This window comes from Mycobacterium sp. IS-1742, from assembly GCF_001500125.1.
GTDB lineage: Bacteria > Actinomycetota > Actinomycetes > Mycobacteriales > Mycobacteriaceae > Mycobacterium.
Genome location: NZ_LQIV01000045.1, coordinates 109,146 through 134,013 on the forward strand (window position 1 = coordinate 109,146; position 24,868 = coordinate 134,013).

General features: G+C 69.0%; 20 protein-coding genes and 1 pseudogene. 13 read left to right on the forward strand and 8 right to left on the reverse strand.

Features of this window, described 5'->3' with window-relative positions; translation table 11 throughout:
* Positions 1-8: 8 nt before the first annotated feature.
* A complete protein-coding gene (locus tag AU196_RS24525; RefSeq protein WP_082695859.1) occupies positions 9-296 on the reverse strand; it encodes a WXG100 family type VII secretion target in 288 nt (95 codons plus the stop codon).
* Complete coding sequence (locus tag AU196_RS24530) at positions 293-748, reverse strand: WXG100 family type VII secretion target (RefSeq protein WP_082695860.1); 456 nt, start codon at positions 746-748, stop codon at positions 293-295. The genes AU196_RS24525 and AU196_RS24530 overlap by 4 nt, the downstream gene beginning before the upstream one ends.
* A 218-nt stretch (positions 749-966) precedes the next feature.
* Between AU196_RS24530 and AU196_RS24535 the strand changes: the two genes are divergently transcribed.
* Genes AU196_RS24535 through lpqB form a run of 5 tightly spaced genes read left to right on the forward strand, consistent with a single transcriptional unit; the run spans position 967 to position 7,067 of the window.
* The gene (locus tag AU196_RS24535; RefSeq protein ID WP_059097685.1) at positions 967-2,238 is read left to right on the forward strand and encodes an amidohydrolase; all 1,272 of its coding nucleotides are present in this window, start codon (positions 967-969) and stop codon (positions 2,236-2,238) included.
* Positions 2,239-2,274: 36 nt separating this feature from the next.
* On the forward strand, positions 2,275-2,907 hold the full coding sequence (locus tag AU196_RS24540) for a dTMP kinase (protein ID WP_059097686.1): 633 nt from the start codon (positions 2,275-2,277) through the stop codon (positions 2,905-2,907).
* A gap of 58 nt (positions 2,908-2,965) precedes the next feature.
* Positions 2,966-3,652, forward strand: coding sequence for a two-component system response regulator MtrA (gene mtrA, locus AU196_RS24545; protein ID WP_011558758.1), 687 nt, complete (start codon positions 2,966-2,968; stop codon positions 3,650-3,652).
* A complete protein-coding gene (mtrB, locus tag AU196_RS24550; RefSeq protein WP_059097687.1) occupies positions 3,649-5,307 on the forward strand; it encodes an MtrAB system histidine kinase MtrB in 1,659 nt (552 codons plus the stop codon). Before mtrA ends, mtrB begins: the two co-directional genes overlap by 4 nt.
* Before the next feature lie 17 nt (positions 5,308-5,324).
* A complete protein-coding gene (lpqB, locus tag AU196_RS24555) occupies positions 5,325-7,067 on the forward strand; it encodes an MtrAB system accessory lipoprotein LpqB (protein WP_502687289.1) in 1,743 nt (580 codons plus the stop codon).
* A 33-nt stretch (positions 7,068-7,100) separates the two neighbouring features.
* On the opposite strand, the pseudogene AU196_RS24560 reads toward lpqB, so the two are convergent.
* Both AU196_RS24560 and AU196_RS24565 read right to left on the reverse strand, forming a co-directional pair.
* Positions 7,101-8,442, reverse strand: a pseudogene (locus tag AU196_RS24560) (DUF222 domain-containing protein).
* Between the two features lie 189 nt (positions 8,443-8,631).
* Complete coding sequence (locus AU196_RS24565) at positions 8,632-9,951, reverse strand: DUF2252 domain-containing protein (RefSeq protein WP_059097689.1); 1,320 nt, start codon at positions 9,949-9,951, stop codon at positions 8,632-8,634.
* Between the two features lie 83 nt (positions 9,952-10,034).
* On the opposite strand from AU196_RS24565, the gene AU196_RS24570 reads away from it, so the two are divergent.
* The 3 genes from AU196_RS24570 (at position 10,035) to secA (ending at position 14,621) form a co-directional block, all read left to right on the forward strand.
* Positions 10,035-10,649: a ComF family protein gene (locus AU196_RS24570; RefSeq protein ID WP_059097690.1), complete on the forward strand. Its 615-nt coding sequence runs from the start codon at positions 10,035-10,037 to the stop codon at positions 10,647-10,649.
* Between the two features lie 328 nt (positions 10,650-10,977).
* Complete coding sequence (hpf, locus tag AU196_RS24575; RefSeq protein WP_197415888.1) at positions 10,978-11,625, forward strand: ribosome hibernation-promoting factor, HPF/YfiA family; 648 nt, start codon at positions 10,978-10,980, stop codon at positions 11,623-11,625.
* Between the two features lie 143 nt (positions 11,626-11,768).
* Positions 11,769-14,621: a preprotein translocase subunit SecA gene (gene secA / locus AU196_RS24580; RefSeq protein ID WP_059097692.1), complete on the forward strand. Its 2,853-nt coding sequence runs from the start codon at positions 11,769-11,771 to the stop codon at positions 14,619-14,621.
* Position 14,622: 1 nt separating this feature from the next.
* On the opposite strand, the gene AU196_RS24585 is transcribed toward secA, so the two are convergent.
* A complete protein-coding gene (locus AU196_RS24585) occupies positions 14,623-15,120 on the reverse strand; it encodes an Rv3235 family protein (protein WP_059097693.1) in 498 nt (165 codons plus the stop codon).
* A gap of 171 nt (positions 15,121-15,291) precedes the next feature.
* On the opposite strand from AU196_RS24585, the gene AU196_RS24590 reads away from it, so the two are divergent.
* The 5 genes from AU196_RS24590 to AU196_RS24610 all read left to right on the forward strand — a co-directional run bounded on the left by AU196_RS24590 (position 15,292) and on the right by AU196_RS24610 (position 21,489).
* Positions 15,292-16,698, forward strand: coding sequence for a WS/DGAT/MGAT family O-acyltransferase (locus AU196_RS24590; RefSeq protein ID WP_059097694.1), 1,407 nt, complete (start codon positions 15,292-15,294; stop codon positions 16,696-16,698).
* 60 nt (positions 16,699-16,758) lie between these two features.
* On the forward strand, positions 16,759-18,495 hold the full coding sequence (locus AU196_RS24595) for a BCCT family transporter (protein WP_059097695.1): 1,737 nt from the start codon (positions 16,759-16,761) through the stop codon (positions 18,493-18,495).
* A 13-nt stretch (positions 18,496-18,508) separates the two neighbouring features.
* A complete protein-coding gene (locus AU196_RS24600) occupies positions 18,509-19,009 on the forward strand; it encodes a DUF6912 family protein (protein WP_059097696.1) in 501 nt (166 codons plus the stop codon).
* Between the two features lie 39 nt (positions 19,010-19,048).
* Positions 19,049-20,179 (forward strand): ferredoxin reductase, encoded by a 1,131-nt coding sequence (locus tag AU196_RS24605; protein ID WP_059097697.1) that lies wholly within the window; start codon positions 19,049-19,051, stop codon positions 20,177-20,179.
* A 68-nt stretch (positions 20,180-20,247) separates the two neighbouring features.
* A complete protein-coding gene (locus AU196_RS24610) occupies positions 20,248-21,489 on the forward strand; it encodes a fatty acid desaturase family protein (protein WP_059097698.1) in 1,242 nt (413 codons plus the stop codon).
* 85 nt (positions 21,490-21,574) lie between these two features.
* On the opposite strand, the gene AU196_RS24615 is transcribed toward AU196_RS24610, so the two are convergent.
* The 3 genes from AU196_RS24615 to aroA form a co-directional block, all read right to left on the reverse strand.
* Entirely contained in the window at positions 21,575-22,435 is an 861-nt protein-coding gene (locus AU196_RS24615; protein ID WP_059097699.1) for an aldo/keto reductase, read from the reverse strand.
* Between the two features lie 121 nt (positions 22,436-22,556).
* Positions 22,557-23,537, reverse strand: coding sequence for a ribosome small subunit-dependent GTPase A (gene rsgA / locus AU196_RS24620; RefSeq protein WP_059097700.1), 981 nt, complete (start codon positions 23,535-23,537; stop codon positions 22,557-22,559).
* The gene (aroA, locus tag AU196_RS24625) at positions 23,534-24,853 is read right to left on the reverse strand and encodes a 3-phosphoshikimate 1-carboxyvinyltransferase (RefSeq protein ID WP_059097701.1); all 1,320 of its coding nucleotides are present in this window, start codon (positions 24,851-24,853) and stop codon (positions 23,534-23,536) included. The genes rsgA and aroA overlap by 4 nt, the downstream gene beginning before the upstream one ends.
* Positions 24,854-24,868 lie beyond the last annotated feature (15 nt).

A 24,868-nucleotide genomic window follows, 5' to 3' on the forward strand; every position in this document is an offset into this window, starting at 1 on the left:
TCCGCCGACTACTCCCACATCCGGCCGTTCTTGTCGACGGCATCGGCGTAGTTCCTGCGCGCCATCTCGGCGATGGTCTTCAGTTGCGAGAGCGCCTGTTTCATCTGCTCGGCGCCGTCCTCCCACTGCTGTTGAGCCTGCGCCTGCGCATCCGACGCGTCGCCGTGCCACGTGGCCCGCAGTGCGGCCATCGTCCCGTTGACGTCTTCCAGACACTCCGCGACGTCACGTTCGAAGTCCCGCATGTGATCGATCGCCGACTGCATCTGCGGAAAACTCACCACCAACCGGCTCATCGCGGACCGGCCCCCGGGATTCGCGCCCCTTCGGTTGCCGGCGAGGCTGGCGGCGCCGCCAGATTCATCCGGTGGGCCAGCTCGCGCACCGCGCCTTGACCGCCCGCGTTCAACTGGGCGGCGGCACCCCCGGGACCGCCGCCCGGAGTCCGCATCGCCGAGCCCACCGCCCCGGCCGCGTCCTCGTCGGTCTTCGCGTACTCCCTGCCGGCGATCGTCAGCATCTGCGACATGGTCTGCAGGCCGCGGACGACCTGTCCCGCACCGTTGTGCCAGGTGTCCCACTCGGTCTGGAAGGCCGAAGCGGCCCCGCCCTCCCACCCGGCACCGAGAAGCTGTCCGACTTCGAGGTCGACCGCCGACAACCGGTCCTGCAGGCGCTGCCCGGCGTCGGCCAGCCGGGAGGCCGCCGAAGTCAGTTCGGAGACGACCACTTCAACCGATTGCCCCATTCGGCGAACCTCCAGTCACGTGCGGCGAGCGTCGGTGTCGAGGTCCGGGGGTCATCGCGGCTGCGCAGCGGTGGCCAGCAAACTCCCCGGCGGACGAATCGAGCTTATCGGCGGTCGAGTCGGGCCCGATGCACCAAATTGCCGCCCGACGGAACACCGCGTTTCCTCCGGTGCGGATGAGGAACACCCAGGGAGGTCCACTGCCGCCGAGGAGAGCCATGACCATGCCGAACACCGCCGCCGACGCCGTGCTCACCGGTCTGCCAGGGATCCGCGAGTGGCAGCGGGACTGTTACCGCGACCTGCACCGGCATCCCGAACTCTCCCATCGCGAGTTCGAGACGTCCCGCAAGGTTGCCGAGCGCCTCCGGGCCCTGGGCTACCAGGTCCACGATGCGGTCGGAGGAACCGGCGTGGTGGGCGTGTTCGCCAACGGTCCGGGCCCCGCCGTGTTGCTACGCGCCGACATGGACGCGCTGCCGGTTGCCGAGGACACCGGGCTCGACTATGCGAGCACCGTCCGGGGCGTCGACCGGGACGGCAACGAGGTGCCGGTGATGCACGCCTGCGGACACGACATCCATGTGACGGCGTTGCTCGGAGCCGCGCAACTGCTGGCCGACGGAGCCGATCACTGGCACGGCACGGCGGTGGCGCTGTTCCAGCCCGCCGAGGAGACGGCCGACGGCGCCCGCGCCATGGTCGACGACGGTCTCGCGGACGTCCTGCCGACGGTCGACGTCGCACTCGGCCAGCATGTGCTGCCGTTACCGGCGGGAATGGTCGGCACGCACTCGGGGCCGTTCCTGGCCGCGGCGGACAGCATGCGCATCACGGTGCACGGCAGGGGAGCGCACGGCTCGATGCCGCAGTCGTCCGTCGATCCGGTGGTGCTCGCGGCGATGATCGTGGTGCGCCTGCAGACGGTCGTCTCCCGCGAGGTCGCACCGGTCGAACCCGCCGTGCTCACCGTCGGCAGCATCCAGGCCGGGAGCAAGAGCAACGTCATCCCCGACCGGGCCGTGCTGCAGCTGAACATCCGCACCTACAGCGATCAGACCCGGACCACGATCCTCGACGCCATCCGGCGGATCGTCGCCGCCGAATGTGCGGCCTCGGGTTCGCCGCGCGAGCCGGAATTCGAGTTGTCGGACCGGTTCCCGCTGACCGACAACGACCCCGACACCACGACCCGTGTCCACGACGCGTTCGGCGCGTTCTTCGGGGACAACTGCCGGGAGATGCCGCAGGGAGCCGCCAGCGAGGACTTCAGCGAGATCCCGTCCGCGCTCGGCATGCCCTACACCTATTGGGGTGTCGGCGGCATCGATCCGACGGCCTTCCGGCGGGCCGCTGAGGCCGGGCGGGTGGCTCAGGACATCCCCGTGAACCACGCGCCGAACTTCGCACCGGTCATCCAACCGACCCTAGACACCGCCACCCAGGCGCTCGTCGTCGCCGCGCTGGCCTGGCTCGCACCCACCGGCTGACACGGCCGACGGCGCCTTCACCGCTACGCTCGGCGCGTGCTCATCGCGATCGAAGGTGTCGACGGCGCAGGCAAGCGGACACTCACCAACGGCATGCGGGCCGCTTTCGAGGGGGCGGGGCAGTCGGTGGCCACGCTGGCCTTCCCGCGGTACCACCGCTCGGTGACCGCCGACCTGGCCGCCGAGGCGCTGCACGGCCGACACGGCGACCTCGCCGAGTCGGTCTACGCGATGGCGGTGCTGTTCGCGCTCGACCGCGCCGACGCCCGCGACGAGATCGAGCACCTCGCCGCGGCCTACGACGTGGTGATCCTGGACCGCTACGTCGCCTCCAACGCGGCCTACAGCGCGGCGCGCCTGCACCAGTCCGCCGACGGGGAGGCGGTCGAGTGGGTGCGCGCGCTCGAGTACGACCGGCTGGGCCTGCCCGCGGTCGACCGGCAGATCCTGCTCGACGTGCCGACCGCACTGGCCGCCGAACGTGCCGAACGCCGCGCCGAGCAGGAGGCCGACCGTGCCCGCGACGCCTACGAACGGGACGACGGTCTGCAGCGGCGCACCAGTGAGGTGTACAGCGCCCTGGCCGCGGCCCACTGGTGCGGGCGCTGGATCGTGGCCGGACCCGATGTCGACGCGGCGGCCCTGGCCGACACGCTGACCGCCTCCTGAGGTCGACAGGAGAAACGCCCTGCGTGGTAGCCGGGTTTTATCGCGATCTGGTGACACCATGGACTCCATGAGGCAAAGGATTCTGGTCGTCGACGACGATCCCTCGCTGGCCGAGATGCTCACCATCGTGCTGCGCGGGGAAGGATTCGACACCGCCGTCGTCGGCGACGGCACCCAGGCGCTCAGCGCCGTGCGGGAACTCCGCCCGGATCTGGTGTTGCTGGATCTGATGCTGCCGGGCATGAACGGCATCGATGTCTGCCGCGTGCTGCGCGCGGATTCCGGTGTGCCCATCGTCATGCTCACCGCGAAGACCGACACCGTCGACGTCGTCCTCGGCCTGGAGTCCGGCGCCGACGACTACGTGATGAAACCGTTCAAACCCAAGGAGCTCGTCGCCCGCGTGCGAGCCCGGTTGCGCCGCAACGAGGACGAGCCCGCGGAGTTGCTGTCGATCGGTGACGTGGAGATCGACGTGCCCGCCCACAAGGTCACCCGGCAGGGTGAGCAGATTTCGCTGACTCCTCTGGAGTTCGACCTGCTGGTGGCGCTGGCACGCAAACCACGCCAGGTGTTTACTCGAGATGTGCTGCTCGAACAGGTGTGGGGATACCGTCACCCCGCTGACACCCGTTTGGTGAACGTGCATGTCCAGCGGTTGCGGGCCAAGGTCGAGAAAGACCCGGAGAACCCGCAGGTGGTGTTGACCGTTCGAGGAGTGGGATACAAGGCCGGACCTCCGTGATCTGGGGCGCGCGACGGCGTATCCGGGGCGGCTTCTGGCGTTCGGGACCGCTGATCCGCGGCCTCGCCGCGCTCGGGCGAGCGCTGAGCCTGGTGTGGCGCCGCTCGCTGCAACTGCGGGTGGTCAGCCTGACGCTGGGGCTCTCGCTCGCCGTCATCCTGGTACTCGGCTTCGTGCTGACCAGTCAGATCACCGACCGCATCCTCGAGGTCAAGGTGAAAGCCGCGACCGAGGAGATCGAACAGGCCCGCAACACCGTGGGCGGCATCGTCGGCGGTGAGGAATCCCGCTCGCTCGACAGCAGCCTCCAGCTGGCGCGCAACACCTTGATCGACCGCAAGGCCGACGCGGGCAGCGGGCTGGCCGGCGCCTACGACGCCGTGCTCGTCGTGCCGGGTGACGGCCCCCGTGCCGCGACCGCCGCGGGACCCGTCAGCCAGGTTCCGGAGGCGTTGCGCGACTTCGTCAAGGCCGGACAGGTCAGCTACCAGTACGCCACCGTGAACGCCGACGGCTTCTCCGGCCCCGCGCTGATCGTCGGCAGCCCGACGGCCTCGGAGGTCACCAACCTCGAGCTCTACCTGATCTTCCCGTTGAACAACGAGGAGTCGACGATCGCGCTGGTGCGCGGGACGATGGCCACCGGCGGTGTCGTGCTGCTGGGCCTGCTGGCCGCGATCGACGTCCTCGTCGCCCGGCAGATCGTGCTGCCGGTGCGGTCTGCGTCGCGGATCGCCGAGCGGTTCGCCGAGGGACACCTGTCCGAACGCATGCCGGTGCGCGGTGAGGACGACATGGCCCGCCTGGCGGTGTCGTTCAACGACATGGCCGAGAGCCTGCAACGCCAGATCACCCAACTCGAGGAGTTCGGAAACCTGCAGCGCCGGTTCACCTCCGACGTCTCCCATGAGCTGCGGACACCGCTGACCACGGTGCGGATGGCCGCCGACCTCATCCACGACCACAGCGACGACCTCGATCCCGCGCTGCGGCGGTCGACCGAGCTGATGGTCAGCGAACTCGACCGGTTCGAGACCCTGCTCAGCGATCTGCTCGAGATCTCCCGTCACGACGCCGGTGTCGCCGAACTGTCGGTGGAGTCGGTCGATCTGCGCAGCACCGTGAGAAGCGCCCTCGACAACGTCGGCCACCTCGCCCAGGAGGCCGACATCGAGTTGATCGTGGACCAGCCCGCCGAGGAGGTCATCGCCGAGGTGGACCCGCGGCGGGTGGAACGCATCCTGCGCAACCTCATCGCCAACGCGATCGACCACGCCGAACACAAGCCGGTGCGGATCCGGATGGCCGCCGACGAGGACACGGTCGCGGTGACGGTGCGCGACTACGGTGTCGGGTTGCGGCCCGGCGAGGAGAAATTGGTGTTCAGCCGGTTCTGGCGGTCCGACCCGTCACGCGTACGCCGTTCCGGCGGAACGGGTCTCGGGCTGGCGATCAGCATCGAGGATGCCCGGCTGCACCAGGGTCGCCTCGAGGCGTGGGGCGAGCCCGGCAACGGGGCCTGCTTCCGGCTGACGCTGCCGCTGGTCCGCGGTCACAAGGTGACGACGAGCCCGCTGCCGCTCAAGCCGGTACAGCCCGACCGCACCGCGCGCCGGGGTGGCCGCGAACGGCAGCCGGCGGGGGAGACGGTGTGAGGCGACTCGTCGCGGCGGTGTGGCTGCTGGTGTCGGTGGTCGCCGCGTCGGGGTGCGCGGGAGTGCCGAATTCCTCGGCGCCGCAGGCGATCGGGACCGTCGAGCGGCCGGCGCCGCCGAGCCTGCCCAAACCGACGCCCGGCATGGATCCCGATGTGCTGCTGCGCGAATTCCTCAAAGCCACCGCCGATCCGGCGAACCGGCACCTCGCGGCGCGTCAGTTCCTCACCGAATCGGCGTCGCAATCCTGGGACGACGCGGGCAGCGCCCTGCTGATCGACCGAGTGGTGTTCGTCGAAACCCGTGAGCCCGAACGAGTCTCGGTGACGATGCGCGCCGACATCCTCGGCTCGCTCTCGGATATGGGCGTGTTCGAGACCGGTGAGGGCGCGTTGCCGAACCCCGGCCCGATCGAACTGGTGAAGACCTCCGACGGGTGGCGCATCGACCGGCTGCCCAACGGGGTGTTCCTGGACTGGCAGCAGTTCCAGTCCACCTACAAGCGCAACACGCTCTACTTCGTCGACCCGACCGGCACCACCGTCGTCCCCGACCCGCGCTACGTCGCGGTGTCGGACACCGATCAATTGGCCACCGAACTGGTGTCCAAACTGATCTCCGGGCCGCGGCCCGAGATGGCCAACACGGTGCGGAACCTGCTGGGCTCGCCGCTGACCTTGAGCGGCCCGGTCACCCGCGCCGACGGCGGCAAGACCGGCGTGGGGCGCGGGTACGGGGGCGCTCGTATCGAGCTGGAGAACTTGTCCACCACCGATCCGCACAGCAGACAATTGCTTGCCGCACAGATCATCTGGACCCTCAACCGGTCGGGAATCAACGGCCCCTACGTGATCAACGCCGACGGCGCTCCGCTCGACGACCGGTTCACCGACGGGTGGGAGACCTCCGACGTCGCGGCCACGGACCCGGGGGCGTTCGCGGGCGCCGCCGCCGGACTGCACGCGTTGATGAACGGCTCGCTGGTGTCGCTCGACGGCCAGCGGGCCCCCCGGGTTCCCGGATCGTTCGGGCAGGCGCCCAACCAGGCGTCGGCGGCGGTGTCGCGCAGCGGTCAGGACGCCGCCTCGGTGGTCGTGCTGCGGCCCGGCGCGCCCGACATGCAGTCGACGTTGTGGATCGGACCGCTGGGCGGGCGTGCGGGTCAGGCGCTGGAGGGCAGGAGCCTGACGCGGCCCAGCTGGTCCCTGGACAACGCCGTGTGGGTGGTGGTCGACGGGGCCAACGTGGTGCGGGTGATCCAGGACGCGTCCGGTCAGCCGGCGCGCATCCCGGTCGACGCCGGACCGGTGGCTCTGAAGTACCCCGGCCCGATCACCGAACTGCAACTGTCGCGCGACGGCACCCGGGCGGCCATGGTGATCGGCGGGCAGGTCATCCTCGCGTCGGTGGAGCAGACCGAGGGCGGGCAGTACGCGCTGACCTACCCTCGGCGCCTCGGCTTCGGGCTGGGCGAAACCGTGGTGTCGTTGGGGTGGCGCACCGGCGACGACATCGTGGTCAGCCGCAAGGATCCCCAGCATCCGGTGTCCTACGTCAACCTCGATGGTGTGAACTCCGACGGGCCGAGCCGCAACCTCGCCATGCCGGTGACCACCGTCGCGGCCAACCCGTCGACGGTGTACGTCGCCGATGCGCGCGGAGTGGTCCAGCTGTCGCCCTCGACCGCCGAGGGCGACCCCACCTGGACCGAGGTGCGCCCGCTCATGGTCGCCGGAACGGTCCCGGTCCTCCCTGGTTGACCCTCGGCTTTCGAAAACCCCCCGCCGACAGGACTATTCGGGCTCCTCGTCGTTGTCGCGGTCGGTGAGGTAGCGGTGGGGGTGGAAGTGGTTGTTGATTCTCGGTTGGCCGGTGTCGAGGTGTTCGGGTGGGATCCAGTGGGTGCGGCCGTTGCCGGGGCGCACGGTGGTCCACCCGGTTCTCTCGATGAGCAGGTTGGCGGGTTGGCAGGCCAGGGTTTGGGTGTCGATATCGGTGCGGCCGCCTTGGGCGAAGTCGTCGGTGTGGTGGGCTTCGGTCCAGTAGAACGGCACGGTGCAGTGGGGGTGGGTGCAGCCCCGATCGCGGGCGAACAGGGCGAGGCGTTGGGCGGTGGTGGCGGTGCGTTTGGCGCGGCCGAGGTAAAGGATTTCTTCGGTGTGGTCGTCGAACACCGCCAAGTAGTGCCGGGAGTGGGCGGCCAGGCGGATGAGGTCGCGCACCGGGAGGCGGTTGCCGCCGCCGGTGTGGGCCCAGCCGGCGGCGCGTTCGAGTTCGTTGAGGGTGGTGTTGGCGACGATGCCGGCGGGTGCGCCGGCGACCCGGCCGAGGGCACCGGAGGCGATGGCGTCGCCGAGGGCGCGGGTCAGGGCGTCGTGGTGGCGTTGGCCGGGGGTGCGGTCGTCGCGGCCGGTGACCGCGTCGTCGTGGGGCACGTTGTGGCCGGGGGCGGCGTACTTGGCGGCGATGACATCCCAGTAGGCGCGGGCTTCGGGGGTGAGCCAGCCTTCGATGCGGCTCATCCCGTCGGCCTGCTGACGGCCCACCCGGAGGTGGCGGCGGCGGCGCAGGGTCTGGTGGTCGGGTTCGGTGCCGTCCTGGTCGATGTACCCCAGCAGGGTGTCGGCGACCTGCTTGAACTGATCCGGACGCAACTCGATCGCGTGGGTGACCAGATCGCGTTCGTAGTCGTCACGGCGCGCGGCTGACACCCACACCGGCAGCTTCCGGATGAAGTCCTGGATGACCCGCACATGCGCGACCCCGATCTCGCCACGGGCCACCGCGGCGGCGGTATGCGCCCAACTCGGTCTGCACGCGTTCCCCGTGAATCGTGTAGCGCGGGCCGAGTTGGGTGGCGTCGGTGATCCGGTTCCGGGCGTCGGTGGGGGTGATGCGGAGGTGGTTGGCCAACACCTCCCGGATCGAGGTGGCGCCGAGGGCGTGGGGGTCGGCGCCGATCAGGCGCGCGGTCAGGGCGTGGTCGACGGCGAGGTCGCGGCGGTGGCCGCGTTCGCGCATCTCGATGACCGTGAGTAGCTCGGCGACGGTGAGAGTTTCCAGCGGCAGGGCGGCCAGGGCGTCGCGGGCGGCTTCGAACTCCGCGAACGCCGTGAGAACCGCTGCCCCATCCATGACTCGAACACTAGTTCGAGAGTCTGACAAATCACCGCCGCGATGTGACGGCTGAAACCAGTGTGGCGCAATGTGTTTCGAGCCTGCCGCGAGCGTGCGCACACTGCTGTGACATCGGCGGCGTGTCTTGTGCAAACACGCACGCTCGCGGTGAAAGGGGAGTGGAAAGGAGGAGGGGTGTACCCGGGTTCAGCGCTCGCTCGTCGAGGTGACCCCCGGGATGCGTCCGTCGCGGAACGCGTCGACGAACAGCCGGTGGTCGTCGCGGACCTGCGCCCCGTACTCCAGGCCGAAGGTGACGATGTCGTCGACGAACTCGTCGGCGCGGTCGCCGATGACCGACACGATCGCCTCTTCCGTCTGGAACTGCACCAGCGACTGGTCACTGTCGCTGTCGCCGACGCAGTGCACCTTGGCCACCGCCCGGCCGAGCTGTTCGATCACCTCGCCCAGCTCGTCCGGCTCGGTCAGCTCATCCCACTCCAGATCCGCCTCGTAGGGCGACAACTCGCTGACCACGAAGCCCACGCCGTCGATGTCGGTGTAGCCGAGCAGCGGGTCGGCATGCGCCTGTAGGGCGCGCTGCGACACCGCGGTGCGGTGTCCGTGGTGCTCGAAGTAGTCGTGCACCTCGTGGTCGCCGACGACCCGGCTCGGGGCGGCGACGTTGCCCTGCTTCATCGACAGCACCGCGTCGTTGTCGAGCGCCTGATTGAACCCCTCGATGAGGATCGTGTACGTCGGCAACCCGGCACTGCCGATACCGTGTCCGGTCTTGCCGACCACGTCCTTGATGTCATAGGCGATGCCGTGGAACCGTTTGGCTCCCGGGATCGTGGTGAGGTAGCGGTCGAAGGCGGCCTGCACCTTCTCGCGCTCGGCGTCGTCGAGCCGGCGCACCCCGCCGCCGTCGCGGAACGTGCGTTCCCAGTCGTCCACCTTCGTCATCCGGTCGAGCATCTCCGAGCGGGTGGACAGCAGCGCCGATCGCAGCGCCAACAGCACCGCGCCGCGGGCGGTCTCGAGGTTCAGCGAATACGACGAGTCGTCCTCGGACTGCAGGAACCATTGCACCTGCTCGAGATAGGCGCGCACGAACGTCTCGATCAACCTCGCGATCTCCCCGTCCGAGAGCGCCTTCTGCCAGCACATCAGGGCCACGCTCGCCGCGAACCGCTTCAGGTCCCACGTGAAGTGCCCGACATAGGCTTCGTCGAAGTCGTTGACGTCGAAGATCAGTTTCCCCGCACCGTCCATGTAGGTGCCGAAGTTCTCCGCGTGCAGATCGCCCTGGATCCAGACCCGGCTGGTGCGCTCGTCGGCCCACCGGTCCTCGGCGGCGGCGACGTCGGCATAGAACAGGCATGCGCTGCCGCGGTAGAACGCGAACGGTTCGGCCGCCATCTTGCGGAACTTGGTGCGGAAGGCGTCCGGGTCGGCCTTCATCAGCTCTTCGAAGGCCTGCACCAGGCAGTCGACGATGGTCGACTGCCGCTCGTTGTCCGCCATGGGTCCATCCAACGCCGGATGTCGGATCGGCGCACCGGACTGGGCAGATCCGGACTGTCACACCCCGCGCCGACACTGCGGACATGCTCGACCTCGTGCTCCCGCTCGAATGCGGCGGCTGCGGCCGCCCGTCGACGCGGTGGTGTGGGCAGTGCGCCGCGGCGCTGACCGTCCGGGCCGACGAACCGCACCTGGTCGGCCCGCGCCTCGATCCGGGCGTTCCCGTGTTCTCGCTCGGCCGCTACGCCGGATCGCGGCGACGGGCGATCCTCGGCCTGAAGGAACGCGGCCGCGCCGATTTGATCGCCCCGCTCGCCCACGCCCTGGGCGAGGGCCTGGCGCACCTGACCGAGTGGGGCATCCTCGACCGGCGCGCCACCCTCGTCCCCGCTCCCACGCGCCGGATCGCGGCCCGGCGCCGCGGCGGCGACCCGGTGACCCGGATCGCGCGCGGCGCCTCGCCCCACGTCGTCCAGGCGCTGCGCTCCAGAGCGCTCACGCGGGATTCGGTCGGCCTGTCGGTGCCGGACCGGCAGCGCAACGTCGCCGACCGGATCCGGCTCGTCCGGCCCGTCGACGGGCCCGTGGTGCTCGTCGACGACATCGTCACCACCGGCGCCACCGCCTCGGAATCGGTCCGTGTGCTGCAAACGGCCGGCGCCTCGGTGTCCGCCGTACTCACCCTGGCCCACGCCTGATCTTGGCGACGTCCGTCGCGGCCGCGTCAAACCACTGTGAAGAACTTGAAACAGTCTCGGGAACCACTGGCCGACCGGGTGAACAACGACTACCGTCGGCCTTAACCACCCGTGAATTCACGGCCGGCGCTCAGAACGAAGCGCCACTTCGCCGCACAACGGTAGGAGGTGACAGTCGACACCTTGCGCCGGTGGGCTGCGGCAATCTCGGAGAAGATGCAACTGCTCGGCGCGATCGTGACAACCCCCGGCACGCACCTCGCGTGCGACGCGACAGAGAAACGAGTTGCCAAGTATGTCAACGCATTCCACGGAAACTGACCGCACGATGGTGATCGAGGAGGAAGCGCCCGCGGAGGCGCCGAACGCCGAGGTCGTCGTCAAGGGCCGCAACGTCGAGATCCCCGATCACTACCGAACCTACGTCTCCGAGAAACTCACGCGCCTGGAACGGTTCGATCGCAGCATCTACCTCTTCGACGTCGAACTGGACCACGAGAAGAACCGCCGCCAGCGCAAGAACTGCCAGCACGTGGAGATCACCGCGCGCGGACGTGGTCCCGTGGTCCGCGGTGAGGCTTGCGCGGACAGCTTCTACGGCGCCTTCGAGGCGGCCGTGAGCAAACTCGAGAACCGGCTGCGCCGGAGCAAAGACCGTCGCAAGATCCACTACGGGGACAAGCGGCCGGTATCGGTCGCCGAGGCCACCGCGGCGACCGCCGCGATCGAGGAGGAGGCGCCTGCGCCCGCCGAGGACACCGGCCTGCTCGACAACCTGACGCTCGACGATCACGAACCGGGGCGCATCGTCCGCGTCAAGGAGCATCCCGCCACGCCGATGACCGTGGACGATGCGCTGTCGCAGATGGAACTCGTCGGTCACGACTTCTTCCTCTTCCATGACAAGGAGACCGACAAGGCCACGGTCGTGTACCGCAGGCACGCCTACGACTACGGGTTGATCCGGCTGGCCTGACCCTCCTACGACAGCCCCACGACGCCGCGCCGTCGTGGGGCTCGTCGTGCTGACACGCATCGGGACGGCCACGAAGGCGGAGTTGCCAGCTCGGACCTCTACCATGGGACAGGTCTGATACCTCAACCCACAGGGGAAAAAGCGTGCTCGATAAGTTGCTCCGTCTCGGTGAAGGCCGCATGGTCAAGCGCCTCAAGAAGGTGGCCGACTATGTCAACACCTTGTCCGACGACGTCGAGAAGCTGTCTGACGCCGAATTGCGAGCCAAGACCGACGAGTTCCGCAAGCGCATCGACGGCGGCGAAGACCTCGACGACCTGTTGCCCGAGGCGTTCGCGGTGGCCCGCGAGGCCGCCTGGCGGGTGCTGAGCCAGCGCCACTTCGACGTCCAGGTGATGGGCGGTGCGGCGCTGCACTTCGGCAACGTCGCCGAGATGAAGACCGGTGAGGGCAAGACCCTGACCTGTGTGCTGCCCGCGTACCTCAACGCCCTGTCGGGCAAGGGCGTCCACGTCGTCACCGTCAACGACTACCTGGCCAAACGCGACAGCGAGTGGATGGGCCGCGTCCACCGCTTCCTCGGCCTCAACGTCGGCGTCATCCTTTCGGGCCTGACCCCTGATGAACGCCGGGCGGCGTACGCCGCCGACATCACCTACGGCACGAACAATGAGTTCGGCTTCGACTACCTGCGCGACAACATGGCCCACCGGCTCGAGGACCGCGTGCAGCGGGGGCACAACTTCGCCGTCGTCGACGAGGTCGACTCGATCCTCATCGACGAGGCCAGGACGCCGCTGATCATCTCCGGCCCGGCCGATGCCGCGTCGAACTGGTACAGCGAGTTCGCCCGCCTCGCGCCGCTGATGGAGAAGGACGTCCACTATGAGGTCGACCTGCGCAAGCGCACGGTCGGCGTGCACGAGGTCGGGGTGGAGTTCGTCGAGGATCAGCTCGGCATCGAGAACCTCTACGAGGCCGCCAACTCACCGCTGGTCAGCTACCTGAACAACGCGCTGAAGGCCAAGGAGCTGTTCCAGCGCGACAAGGACTACATCGTCCGCAACGGCGAGGTCCTCATCGTCGACGAGTTCACCGGCCGCGTACTGCTCGGCCGCCGCTACAACGAAGGCATGCACCAGGCCATCGAGGCCAAGGAGCACGTCGAGATCAAGGCCGAGAACCAGACCCTGGCCACGATCACCCTGCAGAACTACTTCCGGCTCTACGACAAGCTCGCCGGCATGACCGGTACCGCCCAGACCGAGGCGGCCGAGCTGCACGAGATCTACAAACTCGGCGTCGTGCCCATCCCGACGAACCGCGACATGATCCGTCAGGACCAGACCGACCTCATCTACAAGACCGAAGAGGCCAAGTTCATCGCGGTCGTCGACGACGTCGAGGAGCGCTACGAGAAGGGTCAGCCGGTCCTGATCGGCACCACCAGCGTCGAACGCTCGGAGTACCTGTCAAAGCAGTTCACCAAGCGCAAGATCCCGCACAACGTCCTCAACGCCAAGTACCACGAGCAGGAGGCGAACATCATCGCCGAGGCCGGCCGGCTCGGCGCGATCACCGTCGCCACCAACATGGCCGGTCGCGGTACCGACATCGTGCTCGGCGGCAACGTCGACTTCCTCGCCGACAAGCGCCTGCGTGAACAGGGCCTCGACCCCGTGGAGACCCCCGACGAGTACGAAGCCGCCTGGGAGGCCACCCTCAACCAGATCAAGGCCGAGGCCGAAGAGGAAGCCCGTGACGTGCGCGACGTGGGCGGGCTCTACGTGCTGGGCACCGAACGCCACGAGTCCCGCCGCATCGACAACCAGCTGCGCGGCCGCTCCGGCCGCCAGGGCGACCCGGGCGAGTCCAGGTTCTACCTGTCACTCGGTGACGAGCTCATGCGGCGATTCAACGGCGCCACGCTCGAAGCGCTGCTGACCCGCCTGAACCTCCCTGACGACGTGCCGATCGAGGCGAAGATGGTCACCCGCGCGATCAAGAGCGCGCAGACCCAGGTCGAGCAGCAGAACTTCGAGGTCCGCAAGAACGTCCTCAAGTACGACGAGGTGATGAACCAGCAGCGCAAGGTCATCTACGAGGAGCGCCGCCGCATCCTCGAGGGCGAGGACCTCGCCGAGCAGGCCCACAAGATGCTCGTCGACGTCGTCACCGCCTACGTCGACGGCGCCACCGCCGAGGGCTATTCGGAGGACTGGGACCTCGAACAGCTGTGGACCGCGCTCAAGCAGCTCTACCCGGTCGGTCTCGACTACCACGACCTGGTCGACTCCGACGCGGTCGGCGAGGCCGGCGAGCTCACCCGTGAAGAACTGCTCGACCTGCTGATCAAGGACGCCGAACGCGCATACGCCGAACGCGAGCGGGAGCTCGAGGAACTCGCCGGCGAAGGCGCCATGCGCCAGCTCGAGCGCAACGTGCTGCTCAACGTCATCGACCGCAAGTGGCGTGAGCACCTCTACGAGATGGATTACCTCAAGGAGGGCATCGGCCTGCGCGCCATGGCGCAGCGCGATCCGCTCGTGGAGTACCAGCGCGAGGGCTACGACATGTTCGTCGGCATGCTCGAGGCGCTCAAAGAGGAGTCGGTCGGCTTCCTGTTCAACGTCACCGTCGAGGCGGCGCCCGCCGCGCCGTCGAACCGGGTGGCGCCCGTTGCGGCACCTCCGGGGCTGTCGGAGTTCGCGGCCGCGGCGGCGCAGGCCCAGGCGCAGACGGGCCAGGGCGGTCAGGGCGGCGTGGCCACCAAGGAGCGGGAGACCCCCGCACCGACGTTGCGCGCCAAGGGAATCGACAACGACGACTCGCCACCGCTGACCTACGTCGGACCGGGCGAGGACGGCACCGCGGAGGTGCAGCGGTCCAACGGCGGTCCGCGCCACGCCGCGCCAAGCGGCACCACCCGCCGGGAGCGCCGGGAGGCGGCCCGCAAGCAGGCCAAGTCCGCCAAGCCCACCCGGCGCCGCGGCTGAGTCAGCCGATCTGCAGCGCCACCAGCTGCCAGCGGCGGTCACCGACGATCTCCACGCGCGCGGCGATCGCGCGGACGCGGTCGCCGCGGGTGTAGGTCGCGCACACCTCCGCGGCCACCGGGCCCGCGCTGCGCAACCGCACGCGCCGCAGCCTGGCGGGCTGTCCGTGGCGCTCCCGGCACAGCGTGCCGACGGTGTCGAGAAGCGGCGGCGCGAGCAGCGGTTTGAGGTGCCCCACGGGCCTGCGGCGGTCGAGGACCTCGAGAACCCGGCGCAGCGCCACGTCGGCGAACACCGCTGCAGCGGGCGGCGGCACGGGTTCGGCCGCTCGTGGGGCCGGGCGCAACATGCGTGGGGTGTGCCGGTGCAGGGCCGCGGGCGACGGCGCCGGGCACGCCGCGGCCGCGCCGTCGGTGGGGGCGGGTTCGTAGTCGACGACCGGTGCGGTGAACGACGGACGCTCGGCGTCGGCGGGTGATGACGGCGTTGACTGGGTCACGGCACACTCCAGCTCGGCGGGGCGGGGACGACCGTCTGCTGGAGAGGAACAGACTCTCAGACATCGTCGCACGATTCGCGGCAGGTCCTGAGCACCCGTGATGCGGGTGCACAGACCGGGCCGCTACCGTGACGTGGACATTGCGGGATTCGACGAAAGGGGAGGCGTCGGATGGTGACCCGACTGTCGGCGTCGGATGCGGAGTTCTTCCGGTTGGAGGACACCTCGACGCCGATGTACGTCGGCACGCTGTCGATCCTGCGGAAACCGCGTAGCGGGCTGAGCTACGAGACCCTGCTGCACACCGTGGAGCAGCGGCTACCCCAGATCCCGCGGTACCGGCAGAAGGTCCGCGAAGTCACGATGGGCCTCGCGCGGCCGGTCTGGATCGACGACCGCGACTTCGACATCACCTACCACATCCGCCGCTCGGCGCTGCCGTCGCCGGGCAGCGATGCCCAGCTGCACGACCTGGTCGCCCGACTCGGCTCCCGGCCGCTCGACAAGACCCGGCCGCTGTGGGAGATGTACCTGGTCGAGGGGTTGGCGAAGAACCGCGTCGCGATTTACACCAAGACTCATCAGGCGCTGGTCAACGGGATGACCGCGCTCGAGATCGGCCATGTCGTCGCCGACCGCACCCAGAAACCGCCCGACTTCGGTGAGGACATCTGGATCCCCGCGCGCGAGCCCAGCGACCGGGCGCTGCTGCTCGGGGCCGTCGGCGAGTGGATCACCCGCCCCGCCGAACAACTCGCGGCGGTCCGGTCCGCGGTGACCGACCTCGCCAACACCGAACAGCTCGCCGCCGCCGGCCACCGCGTCGCCGACGTCGCCCGCACGTTCGCCCGCGGCACCGCACCCAGCAGCCCGTTGAACACCACCGTCTCCCGCAACCGGCGGTTCACGGTGGCCGGGCACCGTCTCGAGGACTACCGCAGCGTGCGGGCGCGCTACGACTGCGACATCAACGACGTCGTCCTCGCCGTCGTCGCCGGCGCACTGCGGAACTGGCTGCTCTCGCGTGGGGAACCGGTCAGCCCGACCGCCACCGTGCGGGCGATGGCGCCGATGTCGGTGTACCCCGACGCCGACATCGACTCCTCGAGTCCGGGGCAGGCGATCAGCCAGGTCTCGCCGTTCCTGGTCGACCTGCCGGTGGGTGAGAGCAATGCGGTCGTGCGCCTGTCGCAGATCGCCCACGCCACCGAGTCACATCCGACCGCGCCCAGCCTGGTGGATGCCCGCACGATCGTCACCCTGTCCGGGTTCGCGCCGCCCACGTTGCACGCGATGGGCATCCGCGTCGCGACCACGTTCCCCGCCCGGCAGTTCAACCTGCTCATCACCAACGTGCCCGGCGCCCAGAAACAGATGTTCGTCGCGGGAACGAAGCTGCTGGAGACCTACGCCGTTCCGCCGCTGCTGCACAACCAGGTGCTTGCGCTCGGCGTCACCTCCTACAACGGCGAGCTGTACTTCGGCATCAACGCCGACCGCGACGCGATGAGCGACGTCGACGTCCTGCCCGGTCTGCTGTCGGAGTCGCTCGACGAACTCAAGGCTGCCGCTCGGTGACCGGATCGTGGCCGGCGGGGGATTGACGCGACAACGTCGGCAGGTTCTCATGGTCTGACCATGACGGTCAGCTCCGAGAAGGACAACGAAAAGCCCCGGCGGCACAACATCGACGCGATCAAGTCGCCCACCGACGAGGCGATCCCGCACCCCGTCCTCGACATCCCGGTCCGCCACGAGGCCTACACCGGCTCCCGGGGTCTGGACTGGATCGTCTTCGGCGTCACCGCCGTGATCGCCGTGGCGTTCCTGGTCTGGGGTTTCATCAGCACGGATTCGCTGGCGACGGCCTCGGGCAACGCGTTGACCTGGGTGATGGACAACACCGGGTGGCTGTTCGTGCTCACCGCGTCGGGGTTCGTGGTCTTCGTGCTGTGGCTGGCACTCGGACGCTATGGCAACATCCCGCTCGGCCGCGACGACGAGGAACCCGAATTCCGCAGCGTGTCGTGGGTCGCGATGATGTTCAGCGCCGGGATGGGCATCGGGCTGATGTTCTTCGGTGTGGCCGAACCGCTGACCCATTTCGCCACGCCGCCGCCCGGCGTCGGGCCGGAGGGCGGCTCGGAGGCGGTCCAGTCCGCGATGGCGACGACGCTGTTCCACTGGACGTTGCATCCGTGGGCCATCTACGCCGTCGTCGGCCTGGCCATCGCGTACGGCGTCTACCGCAAGGGCCGGCTGCAGCTGATCAGCGCGGCCTTCGAACCCCTGATCGGGTCCCGGGCCAACGGGCCGTGGGGCAAGGTCATCGACATGCTGGCGATCTTCGCCACGCTGTTCGGGTCGGCGGCCTCGCTGGGTCTGGGAGCGTTGCAGATCCGCAGCGGCCTACAGATCGTCGGCGGCATCGGCGAGACCGGCAACGCCGTCCTGATCGTCATCATCACGGCCCTGACGGTCGCGTTCGTGCTGTCGGCCGTCTCCGGGGTGGCGCGCGGCATCCAGTGGCTGTCGAACATCAACATGGTGCTGGCCCTGCTGCTGGCGTTGTTCATCTTCGTCGTCGGCCCGACGGTCTTCATCCTCAACCTGTTGCCGACGTCGATGGGCAGCTACCTGGCCGACCTGGCGATGATGTCCGCCCGCACCGGCGCCGAGGGTTCCGACGTGGACACCTGGCTGCAGTCGTGGACGATCTTCTACTGGGCGTGGTGGATCTCCTGGACGCCGTTCGTCGGTATGTTCATCGCGCGCATCTCGCGCGGACGGACGATCCGGCAGTTCGTCACGGGCGTGCTGCTCGTGCCGAGCCTGGTCTCGCTGGTGTGGTTCTGCATCCTGGGCGGCGCGGCGATCGACACCCAGGAGGGTGGGGTGGACCTGGCCGGTCAGGGTAGCAACGAGGAACAGCTGTTCGCCCTGCTCGAGCAGTTTCCGATCGCGACCGTCGCCAGCGTCCTGGTGATGGTGCTGGTGGCGATCTTCTTCGTGTCCGGTGCCGACGCCGCGTCGATCGTCATGGGTTCGCTGTCCGAACGCGGCACCATCAGACCCACCCGCGGTGTGGTGATCTTCTGGGGTGTGACCACCGGTGCGGTGGCGTTGGTGATGCTGCTCGTCGGCGGTGCGGACGCGCTGACGGGCCTGCAGACCATCACGATCATCGCCGCGCTGCCCTTCGTGCTCGTGATGGTGGGCCTGGCGGTGGCGCTGGTCAAGGACCTGCGGCACGATCCGTTGGTGGTGCGCAAGAAGTACGCCGCGGAGGCGGTCGACAGTGCGGTCATCCACGGCGTCACCGAACACGGCGACGACTTCATCATCTCGGTGGAGAAGGATCCCGACGCCAGGTAGCTAGTCTCGCGGGATGCGCGTCTACATCCCGGTGACCCTCGCCATGCTCGCCCAGCTCGTCGCCGACCGGTCGTTGCGCGCGGTCAACGGCACCGCCTTCGCGGTCACACCGACCCTGCGCGAGTCCTACGCCGAGGGGGACGACGACGAACTGGCCGAGGTCGCCCTGCGCGATGCGGCGCTGGCCTCCCTGCGGCTGCTGGCCGCCGACGACGGCGCCTCGAGCCTGCCGCCACGGCGGGCGGTGCTCGTGGCCGACGTCGAGGGTGCGGCGGCGCGGCCGGATCTCGACGACGCCGTGGTGCGGTTGACCGGTGCGGTGGAGTATTCGGACGTGATCGCGGCCTATGTGGACAACGCCGACGCGGAGAGTGCTGTCCGGCTGGCCATCGACGCCGTGGACGTCGCCGACTTCGGTGACGAGGACGCCGAGCTGACCGTCGGCGATGCGCAGGACCACGACCTGGCCTGGTACGCCCCGCAGGAACTGCCCTTCCTGCTCGACCTGCTCTGAAACTGGATACGGAACCGTAAGTTACGGTACCGTAGGTTTATGGCCAAGAGTCAGATCAAAGTCTCTGCCAAAGTCGTCGACACCGTGCGCCCCCACGTCGCTGCGAAGCATCCCGCTCTCAACGCGCTGCGCAACATCGCCGCCCGGATCACGACGCCGCTGCTGCCCGACGACTACCTGCAGCTCGCCAACCCGCTGTGGTCGGCGCGCGAGCTGCGCGGTCGTGTCCTCGAGGTCCGCCGCGAGACCGAGGACTCCGCCACGCTGGTGATCAAGCCGGGGTGGGGTTTCACGTTCGACTACCAGCCCGGTCAGTACGTCGGCATCGGCCTGCTGGTCGACGGCCGCTGGCGCTGGCGCAGCTATTCGCTGACGTCCAGCCCGCGCAGCGGGGGCCGCACCATCACCATCACGGTCAAGGCCATGCCCGAGGGGTTCCTGTCGACGCACCTCGTCGGCGGGGTGGCGCCCGGCATGATCGTGCGGTTGGCGGCTCCGCAGGGCAACTTCGTCATGCCCGACCCGGCGCCGGCCAAGGTGCTGTTCCTCACCGCCGGCTCCGGCATCACGCCGGTGATGTCGATGCTGCGCACCCTGCAGCGCCGCGATCAGATCACCGACGTCGTCCACGTGCACTCCGCGCCGACCGACGCCGACGTCATGTTCGGTGCGGAGTTGGCGACTCTGGAGGACAGTCACGACGGCTACCGCCTCCATCTGCGGACCACGCGCACGCAGGGGCGTCTGGACCTGTCCCGGCTCGACGAGATCGTGCCCGACTGGCGGGAACGTCAGACGTGGGCATGCGGGCCCGAGGGCATGCTCGACGCCGCCGAGAAGGTGTGGAAGCAGGCCGGGATCGCCGACGAGCTGCACCTGGAGCGGTTCGCGGTCACCAGGGCGGCGCCGCACGGCGAGGGCGGCACGGTGTCGTTCGCCCGCAGCGGCAAGACCGTCGACGCGGATGCGGCCACCTCGCTCATGGATGCGGGGGAGAAGGTCGGCGTGCAGATGCCGTTCGGCTGCCGGATGGGTATCTGTCAGTCGTGTGTGGTCGGTCTGGTCGACGGCCACGTGCGCGACCTGCGCACCGGTGTGGAGCACGAGGCGGGCACCCGGATCCAGACCTGTGTGTCGGCCGCGTCCGGTGATTGCGTTCTGGACGTTTAGTAGTTACCCACTGGTAACCTACGACTTCGTAGGTTACGCTACCGTAGGTAGAGGAAGGAGGCGCCAAGATGGCAATCACAGACGTTCCTGAATTCGCACATCTCACCGACGCCGACATCGAGAGCCTGGGTGTCGAACTCGACACGATCAGGCAGGACATCGAAGACTCCCTCGGTGAGCGCGACGCGCGCTACATCCGCCGCACCATCGCGGCGCAGCGCGCACTCGAGGTGGCTGGCCGGCTGATGCTGGCCGCGAGCTCCCGACGGTCGGCATGGTGGGCCGGCACCACGACGCTGGGCGTGGCCAAGATCATCGAGAACATGGAGATCGGCCACAACGTCATGCACGGTCAGTGGGATTGGATGAACGATCCCGAGATCCACTCCTCCTCGTGGGAGTGGGACATGGGCGGCTCCTCCAAGCACTGGCGGTTCACCCACAACTTCATGCACCACAAGTACACCAACATCCTCGGGATGGACGACGACGTGGGCTACGGCCTGCTGCGCGTCACCCGCGATGCCAAGTGGAAGCCGTTCAACCTCGGCAACCTGCTGTACAACGCGATCCTCGCCATCGGGTTCGAGTGGGGCGTCGCGCTGCAGCACGTCGAGCTGGGCAAGGTCTTCAAGGGCCGCGACAACCGGGACGAGAGCAAGGTCCGGGCACGCGAATTCGCCGCCAAGGCGGGCACGCAGCTGGTGAAGGACTACGTGGCCTGGCCGGCGGTGACGTCGCTGTCGCCAGGTGCGACCTACCGGTCGACGCTGACGGCCAACGCGGTGGCCAACGTCATCCGCAACGTGTGGTCCAACGCGGTGATCTTCTGCGGTCACTTCCCCGACGGCGCCGAGAAGTTCACCAAGACCGACATGGTCGGCGAGTCGAAGGGCCAGTGGTACCTGCGCCAGATGCTCGGCAGCGCCAACTTCGAAGGCAGCTGGCTGCTGCGTTTCATGAGCGGCAACCTGTGCCACCAGATCGAGCATCACCTGTACCCGGACCTGCCCAGCAACCGGTTGCACGAGATCTCCAAGCGCGTGCAGCAGATCTGCGACAAGTACGACCTGCCCTACACGACGGGCGCGTTCCTGGTGCAGTACGGCAAGACCTGGCGCACGATCGCCAAGCTGTCCCTGCCGGACAAGTACCTGCGCGACACCGCCGACAATGCGCCCGAGACCCGCAGCGAGCGGATGTTCGCCGAACTCGAGCCGAACGAGCGGCGCGGTCTGCGCTCGTCGATCGCCGCGGTGCGGGCCCGCCGTCGCGAGAAGCGCGAGTCCCGCGGGACACTGGCCGCGTAGAGGCCGGAACCGAACGCACCGACACTGCGGGGAGATCGCGATTCCATCGAAATCGTGGATCTCCCCGCAGTTTCGGCGTCGGGGGTCAGTCGGGGATGTAGTCGAACGTGTCCGGATTCGGCCCGATGCGGCCCTGCTCGCCTTTGTCCAGTCCGGACAGCGCGTCGACGTCGGCATCACCGAGCTCGAAGTCGAACAGGTCGAAGTTCTCCTGAATGCGTTGCGGCGTAACCGATTTCGGAAAGATGATGTCACCACGCTGAATGTGCCAGCGCAGCACCACCTGTGCGGGTGACTTGCCGCTCGCCTCGGCGATGCGGGTGACCGTCGAATCGTCGAGCACCTGTCCCTGGGCGATCGGCGACCACGCCTCGGTGGCGATTCCGTGTTCGGTGCCGTAGGAGCGGACGGCGTCGTTGACGAAGTACGGGTGCACCTCGATCTGGTTGACCGCGGGTACCGTCTCCGTCTCGCGGGCGAGGCGCTCGAGGTGGTCGACCTGGAAGTTCGACACGCCGATGCTGCGGGCGCGGCCGTCCTTCTTGAACTCCTCGAGCGTCTTCCACGTCGAGACGAAGTCGCCGTCGTACAGGGTCGGCAGCGGCCAGTGGATGAGGAACAGATCGACATACCCGTCGGAACCGTCGAAACCCAGCTCGCTCAACGTCCTGTCGAAGGCACGGCGGGCGTCGTCGGGACGGTGGAACCCGTTGTTCAGCTTGCTGGTGATGAAGATCTCGCCGCGGTCGACACCGGAGTCGCGGATGCCCTCGCCGACCCCGCGTTCGTTCTGGTACATCTGCGCGGTGTCGATGTGGCGGTAGCCGATGTCCAGCGCCGTCTTCACCGCGCTCGCCGTCTCGTCGGGTTTGATCTGGTAGACGCCGAACCCCAACTGGGGGATCGAGGCGCCGTCGTTCAGGGTGACTGTGGGAACGGTGCTCAAGGTCGAGCCTCCTTCTGACGTAGTTGCATCGACGTGATGTGTGTGCCCGGTTGACACAACCCCACACCCGCCTCGTGACTTCCGTTACGCACCTGTCAGGACGCTGTGGATTTGTCCGACGTCACGCCTCGTTGAGCGCACCGAGCAGGTGACGGGCCGCGCTCACCCGGCCGGCGGCCGCGCCGGTGAGGTGGTCGAGCGCGCACTCGGGGTCGGCGGGCGGACCCATGTGCCCGCAGCCACGCGGACATTCGGCGATGGCCTCGGCCAGGTCGGAGAACGCCAGCAGCACGTCGTCGGGTGCGATGTGGGCGAGGCCGAAGGAGCGGATGCCGGGCGTGTCGACCACCCAGCCGTCGCCGGCCAGCGGCAGCGCGACCGACTGGGTCGAGGTGTGTCGCCCCTTTCCGACGCCGCTCACCTCGCCGATGGCCCGATGTGCCTGCGGCACAAGACGATTGACCAATGTCGACTTGCCGACACCGGAGTGGCCGAGCAGCACGGTGACCCGATCGGTCAGCAGCGGCACGACGTCGTCGAGCGCGTCGTCGCGGCCCGCGGTGATCACGGTGAGGTCGAGGTCGGCGAACTGGGCGGCGAACGGTTCGGCCGGGGCGAGATCGCTCTTGGTCAGGCACAGGATCGGCGTCAGCCCGCCGGCGTAGGCCGCGATCAGCGAGCGTTCGACGAACCCGGTCCGCGGCGGCGGATCCGCCAGTGCGACGACGACGAGCAGTTGATCGGCGTTGGCGACCACCACCCGTTCGGTCGGATCGGTGTCGTCTGCGGTGCGCCGCAACACGCTTCGGCGTTCGCCGCGGCGCACGATGCGCGCCAGCGTGTCCGGTCGTCCGGTCAGGTCACCGACCACCTCGACGTCGTCGCCGACCACGATCGGGGTGCGGCCCAACTCGCGGGCCCGCATGGCGGTCACCACGTGCTCGGGGTCGCGGTCGAGCGCACACCCCCAGCGCCCACGGTCCACGGTCACCACCATGGCGCTGCGGGCGTCGGCGTGCTCCGGCCGGGTCTTCGTCCGCGGACGCGAGCCCCGACCCGGCCGCACCCGGACGTCGGACTCGTCGTACTCGCGAGGGCTCAAGCGCCTGCCTCGGGGTCGGTGGTCGTCTGTCCGGCCAGCATGTCCGCCCACATCTGCGGGAACTCGGGCAGGGTCTTGGCGGTGGTGCCGATGTCCTCGATCTCGACACCCGGGGTGCGCAATCCGACGATGGCGCCGGCCATCGCCATCCGGTGGTCGGCGTAGGAGTGCCAGACGCCGCCGTGCAGGGGCGCGGCGGTGATCACCAGTCCGTCGTCGGTCTCCTCGCACTGTCCGCCGAGGCCGTTGATCTCGGCGCTCAGCGCGGCGAGCCGGTCGGTTTCGTGTCCGCGCAGGTGCGCGACGCCCCGTAGTCGGGAGACCGCGCCCGGGACGGCCACCGCGGCCAGCGCCGCCACCGCCGGGGTGAGCTCGCCGACATCGTGCAGATCGGCGTCGAACCCCTCGTACAGCCGGGTGCCCTGCACCTCCAGGTACGAGTCGGTCCGGCGCACCGCCGCGCCGACCTTCTCGAGGATCGCCAGGATCGCGTCGGCGGGCTGGGTGCTGACCGCGGGCCAGCCGGTGACCCTGACCGCACCGCCGCTGACGACGCCCGCGGCCAGGAACGGCACCGCGTTGGACAGGTCCGGTTCGATGGTCCAGTGCCGGGTGGCGACGGGGCCGGGCTGCACGGTCCAGCGGTTGGCCTGGGTGTCGTCGACCTCGACGCCGGCGTCGCGCAGCATGCTGACGGTCATCGCCACGTGCGGCGCCGACGGGACCGACTCACCGGTGTGCACGATGGTCAGGCCGTCGCGGAACGCCGCACCCGAGAGCATCAGCCCGGAGACGAACTGCGAGGACGCCGAGGCGTCGATCTCGACGGTGCCGCCGGCGACCGATCCCTCGCCGCGCACGCGGAACGGCAGCCCGTCGCCGTCGATCCGCACGCCGAGGGCCGTCAGCCCGGTCAGCAGCGGGGCGATGGGGCGGGTGCGGGCCTGCTCGTCGCCGTCGAATTCCACCGTCTCGGTGCTCAGGGCCGCCACCGGCGGAAGGAACCGCAGCACCGTGCCCGCGAGCCCGCAGTCGACGCGGGCGCCGGCCGCCGGGGAGAGGCCGCCGCGGACCCGGAACTCACAGTTCGGGGCGTCGACGCATTCGATGTCGAAGCCGAGCGTCCGCAGGGCGCCGATCATCAGGTCGGTGTCGCGGCTGCGCAGTGCGCCGCTGATCGTCGACGTGCCCTGCGGGGTGGCGAGCGCCGCCAGCACCAGGGCGCGGTTGGTCTGGGATTTCGAGCCGGGGATGGTCACGGTCGCGTGCACGGGGGTCGGCGTCGACGGGGCCGGCCAGTTGTTCACGGCACCCATCCTGCCTTGTCGGTT

Excerpts from the sequence above, each read along its gene's own strand:
- AU196_RS24600 (WP_059097696.1), top strand. The coding sequence starts at position 18,509 with ATGCGCGTCTACATCCCGGTGACCCTCGCCATGCTCGCCCAGCTCGTC.
- AU196_RS24565 (WP_059097689.1), bottom strand. The coding sequence starts at position 9,951 with ATGGCGGACAACGAGCGGCAGTCGACCATCGTCGACTGCCTGGTGCAG.
- AU196_RS24605 (WP_059097697.1), top strand. The coding sequence starts at position 19,049 with ATGGCCAAGAGTCAGATCAAAGTCTCTGCCAAAGTCGTCGACACCGTG.
- AU196_RS24590 (WP_059097694.1), top strand. The coding sequence starts at position 15,292 with ATGGTGACCCGACTGTCGGCGTCGGATGCGGAGTTCTTCCGGTTGGAG.
- AU196_RS24535 (WP_059097685.1), top strand. The coding sequence starts at position 967 with ATGACCATGCCGAACACCGCCGCCGACGCCGTGCTCACCGGTCTGCCA.
- aroA (WP_059097701.1), bottom strand. The coding sequence starts at position 24,853 with ATGGGTGCCGTGAACAACTGGCCGGCCCCGTCGACGCCGACCCCCGTG.
- mtrA (WP_011558758.1), top strand. The coding sequence starts at position 2,966 with ATGGACTCCATGAGGCAAAGGATTCTGGTCGTCGACGACGATCCCTCG.
- AU196_RS24595 (WP_059097695.1), top strand. The coding sequence starts at position 16,759 with ATGACGGTCAGCTCCGAGAAGGACAACGAAAAGCCCCGGCGGCACAAC.
- AU196_RS24610 (WP_059097698.1), top strand. The coding sequence starts at position 20,248 with ATGGCAATCACAGACGTTCCTGAATTCGCACATCTCACCGACGCCGAC.
- AU196_RS24525 (WP_082695859.1), bottom strand. The coding sequence starts at position 296 with ATGAGCCGGTTGGTGGTGAGTTTTCCGCAGATGCAGTCGGCGATCGAT.
- AU196_RS24530 (WP_082695860.1), bottom strand. The coding sequence starts at position 748 with ATGGGGCAATCGGTTGAAGTGGTCGTCTCCGAACTGACTTCGGCGGCC.
- AU196_RS24570 (WP_059097690.1), top strand. The coding sequence starts at position 10,035 with ATGCTCGACCTCGTGCTCCCGCTCGAATGCGGCGGCTGCGGCCGCCCG.
- hpf (WP_197415888.1), top strand. The coding sequence starts at position 10,978 with ATGGTGATCGAGGAGGAAGCGCCCGCGGAGGCGCCGAACGCCGAGGTC.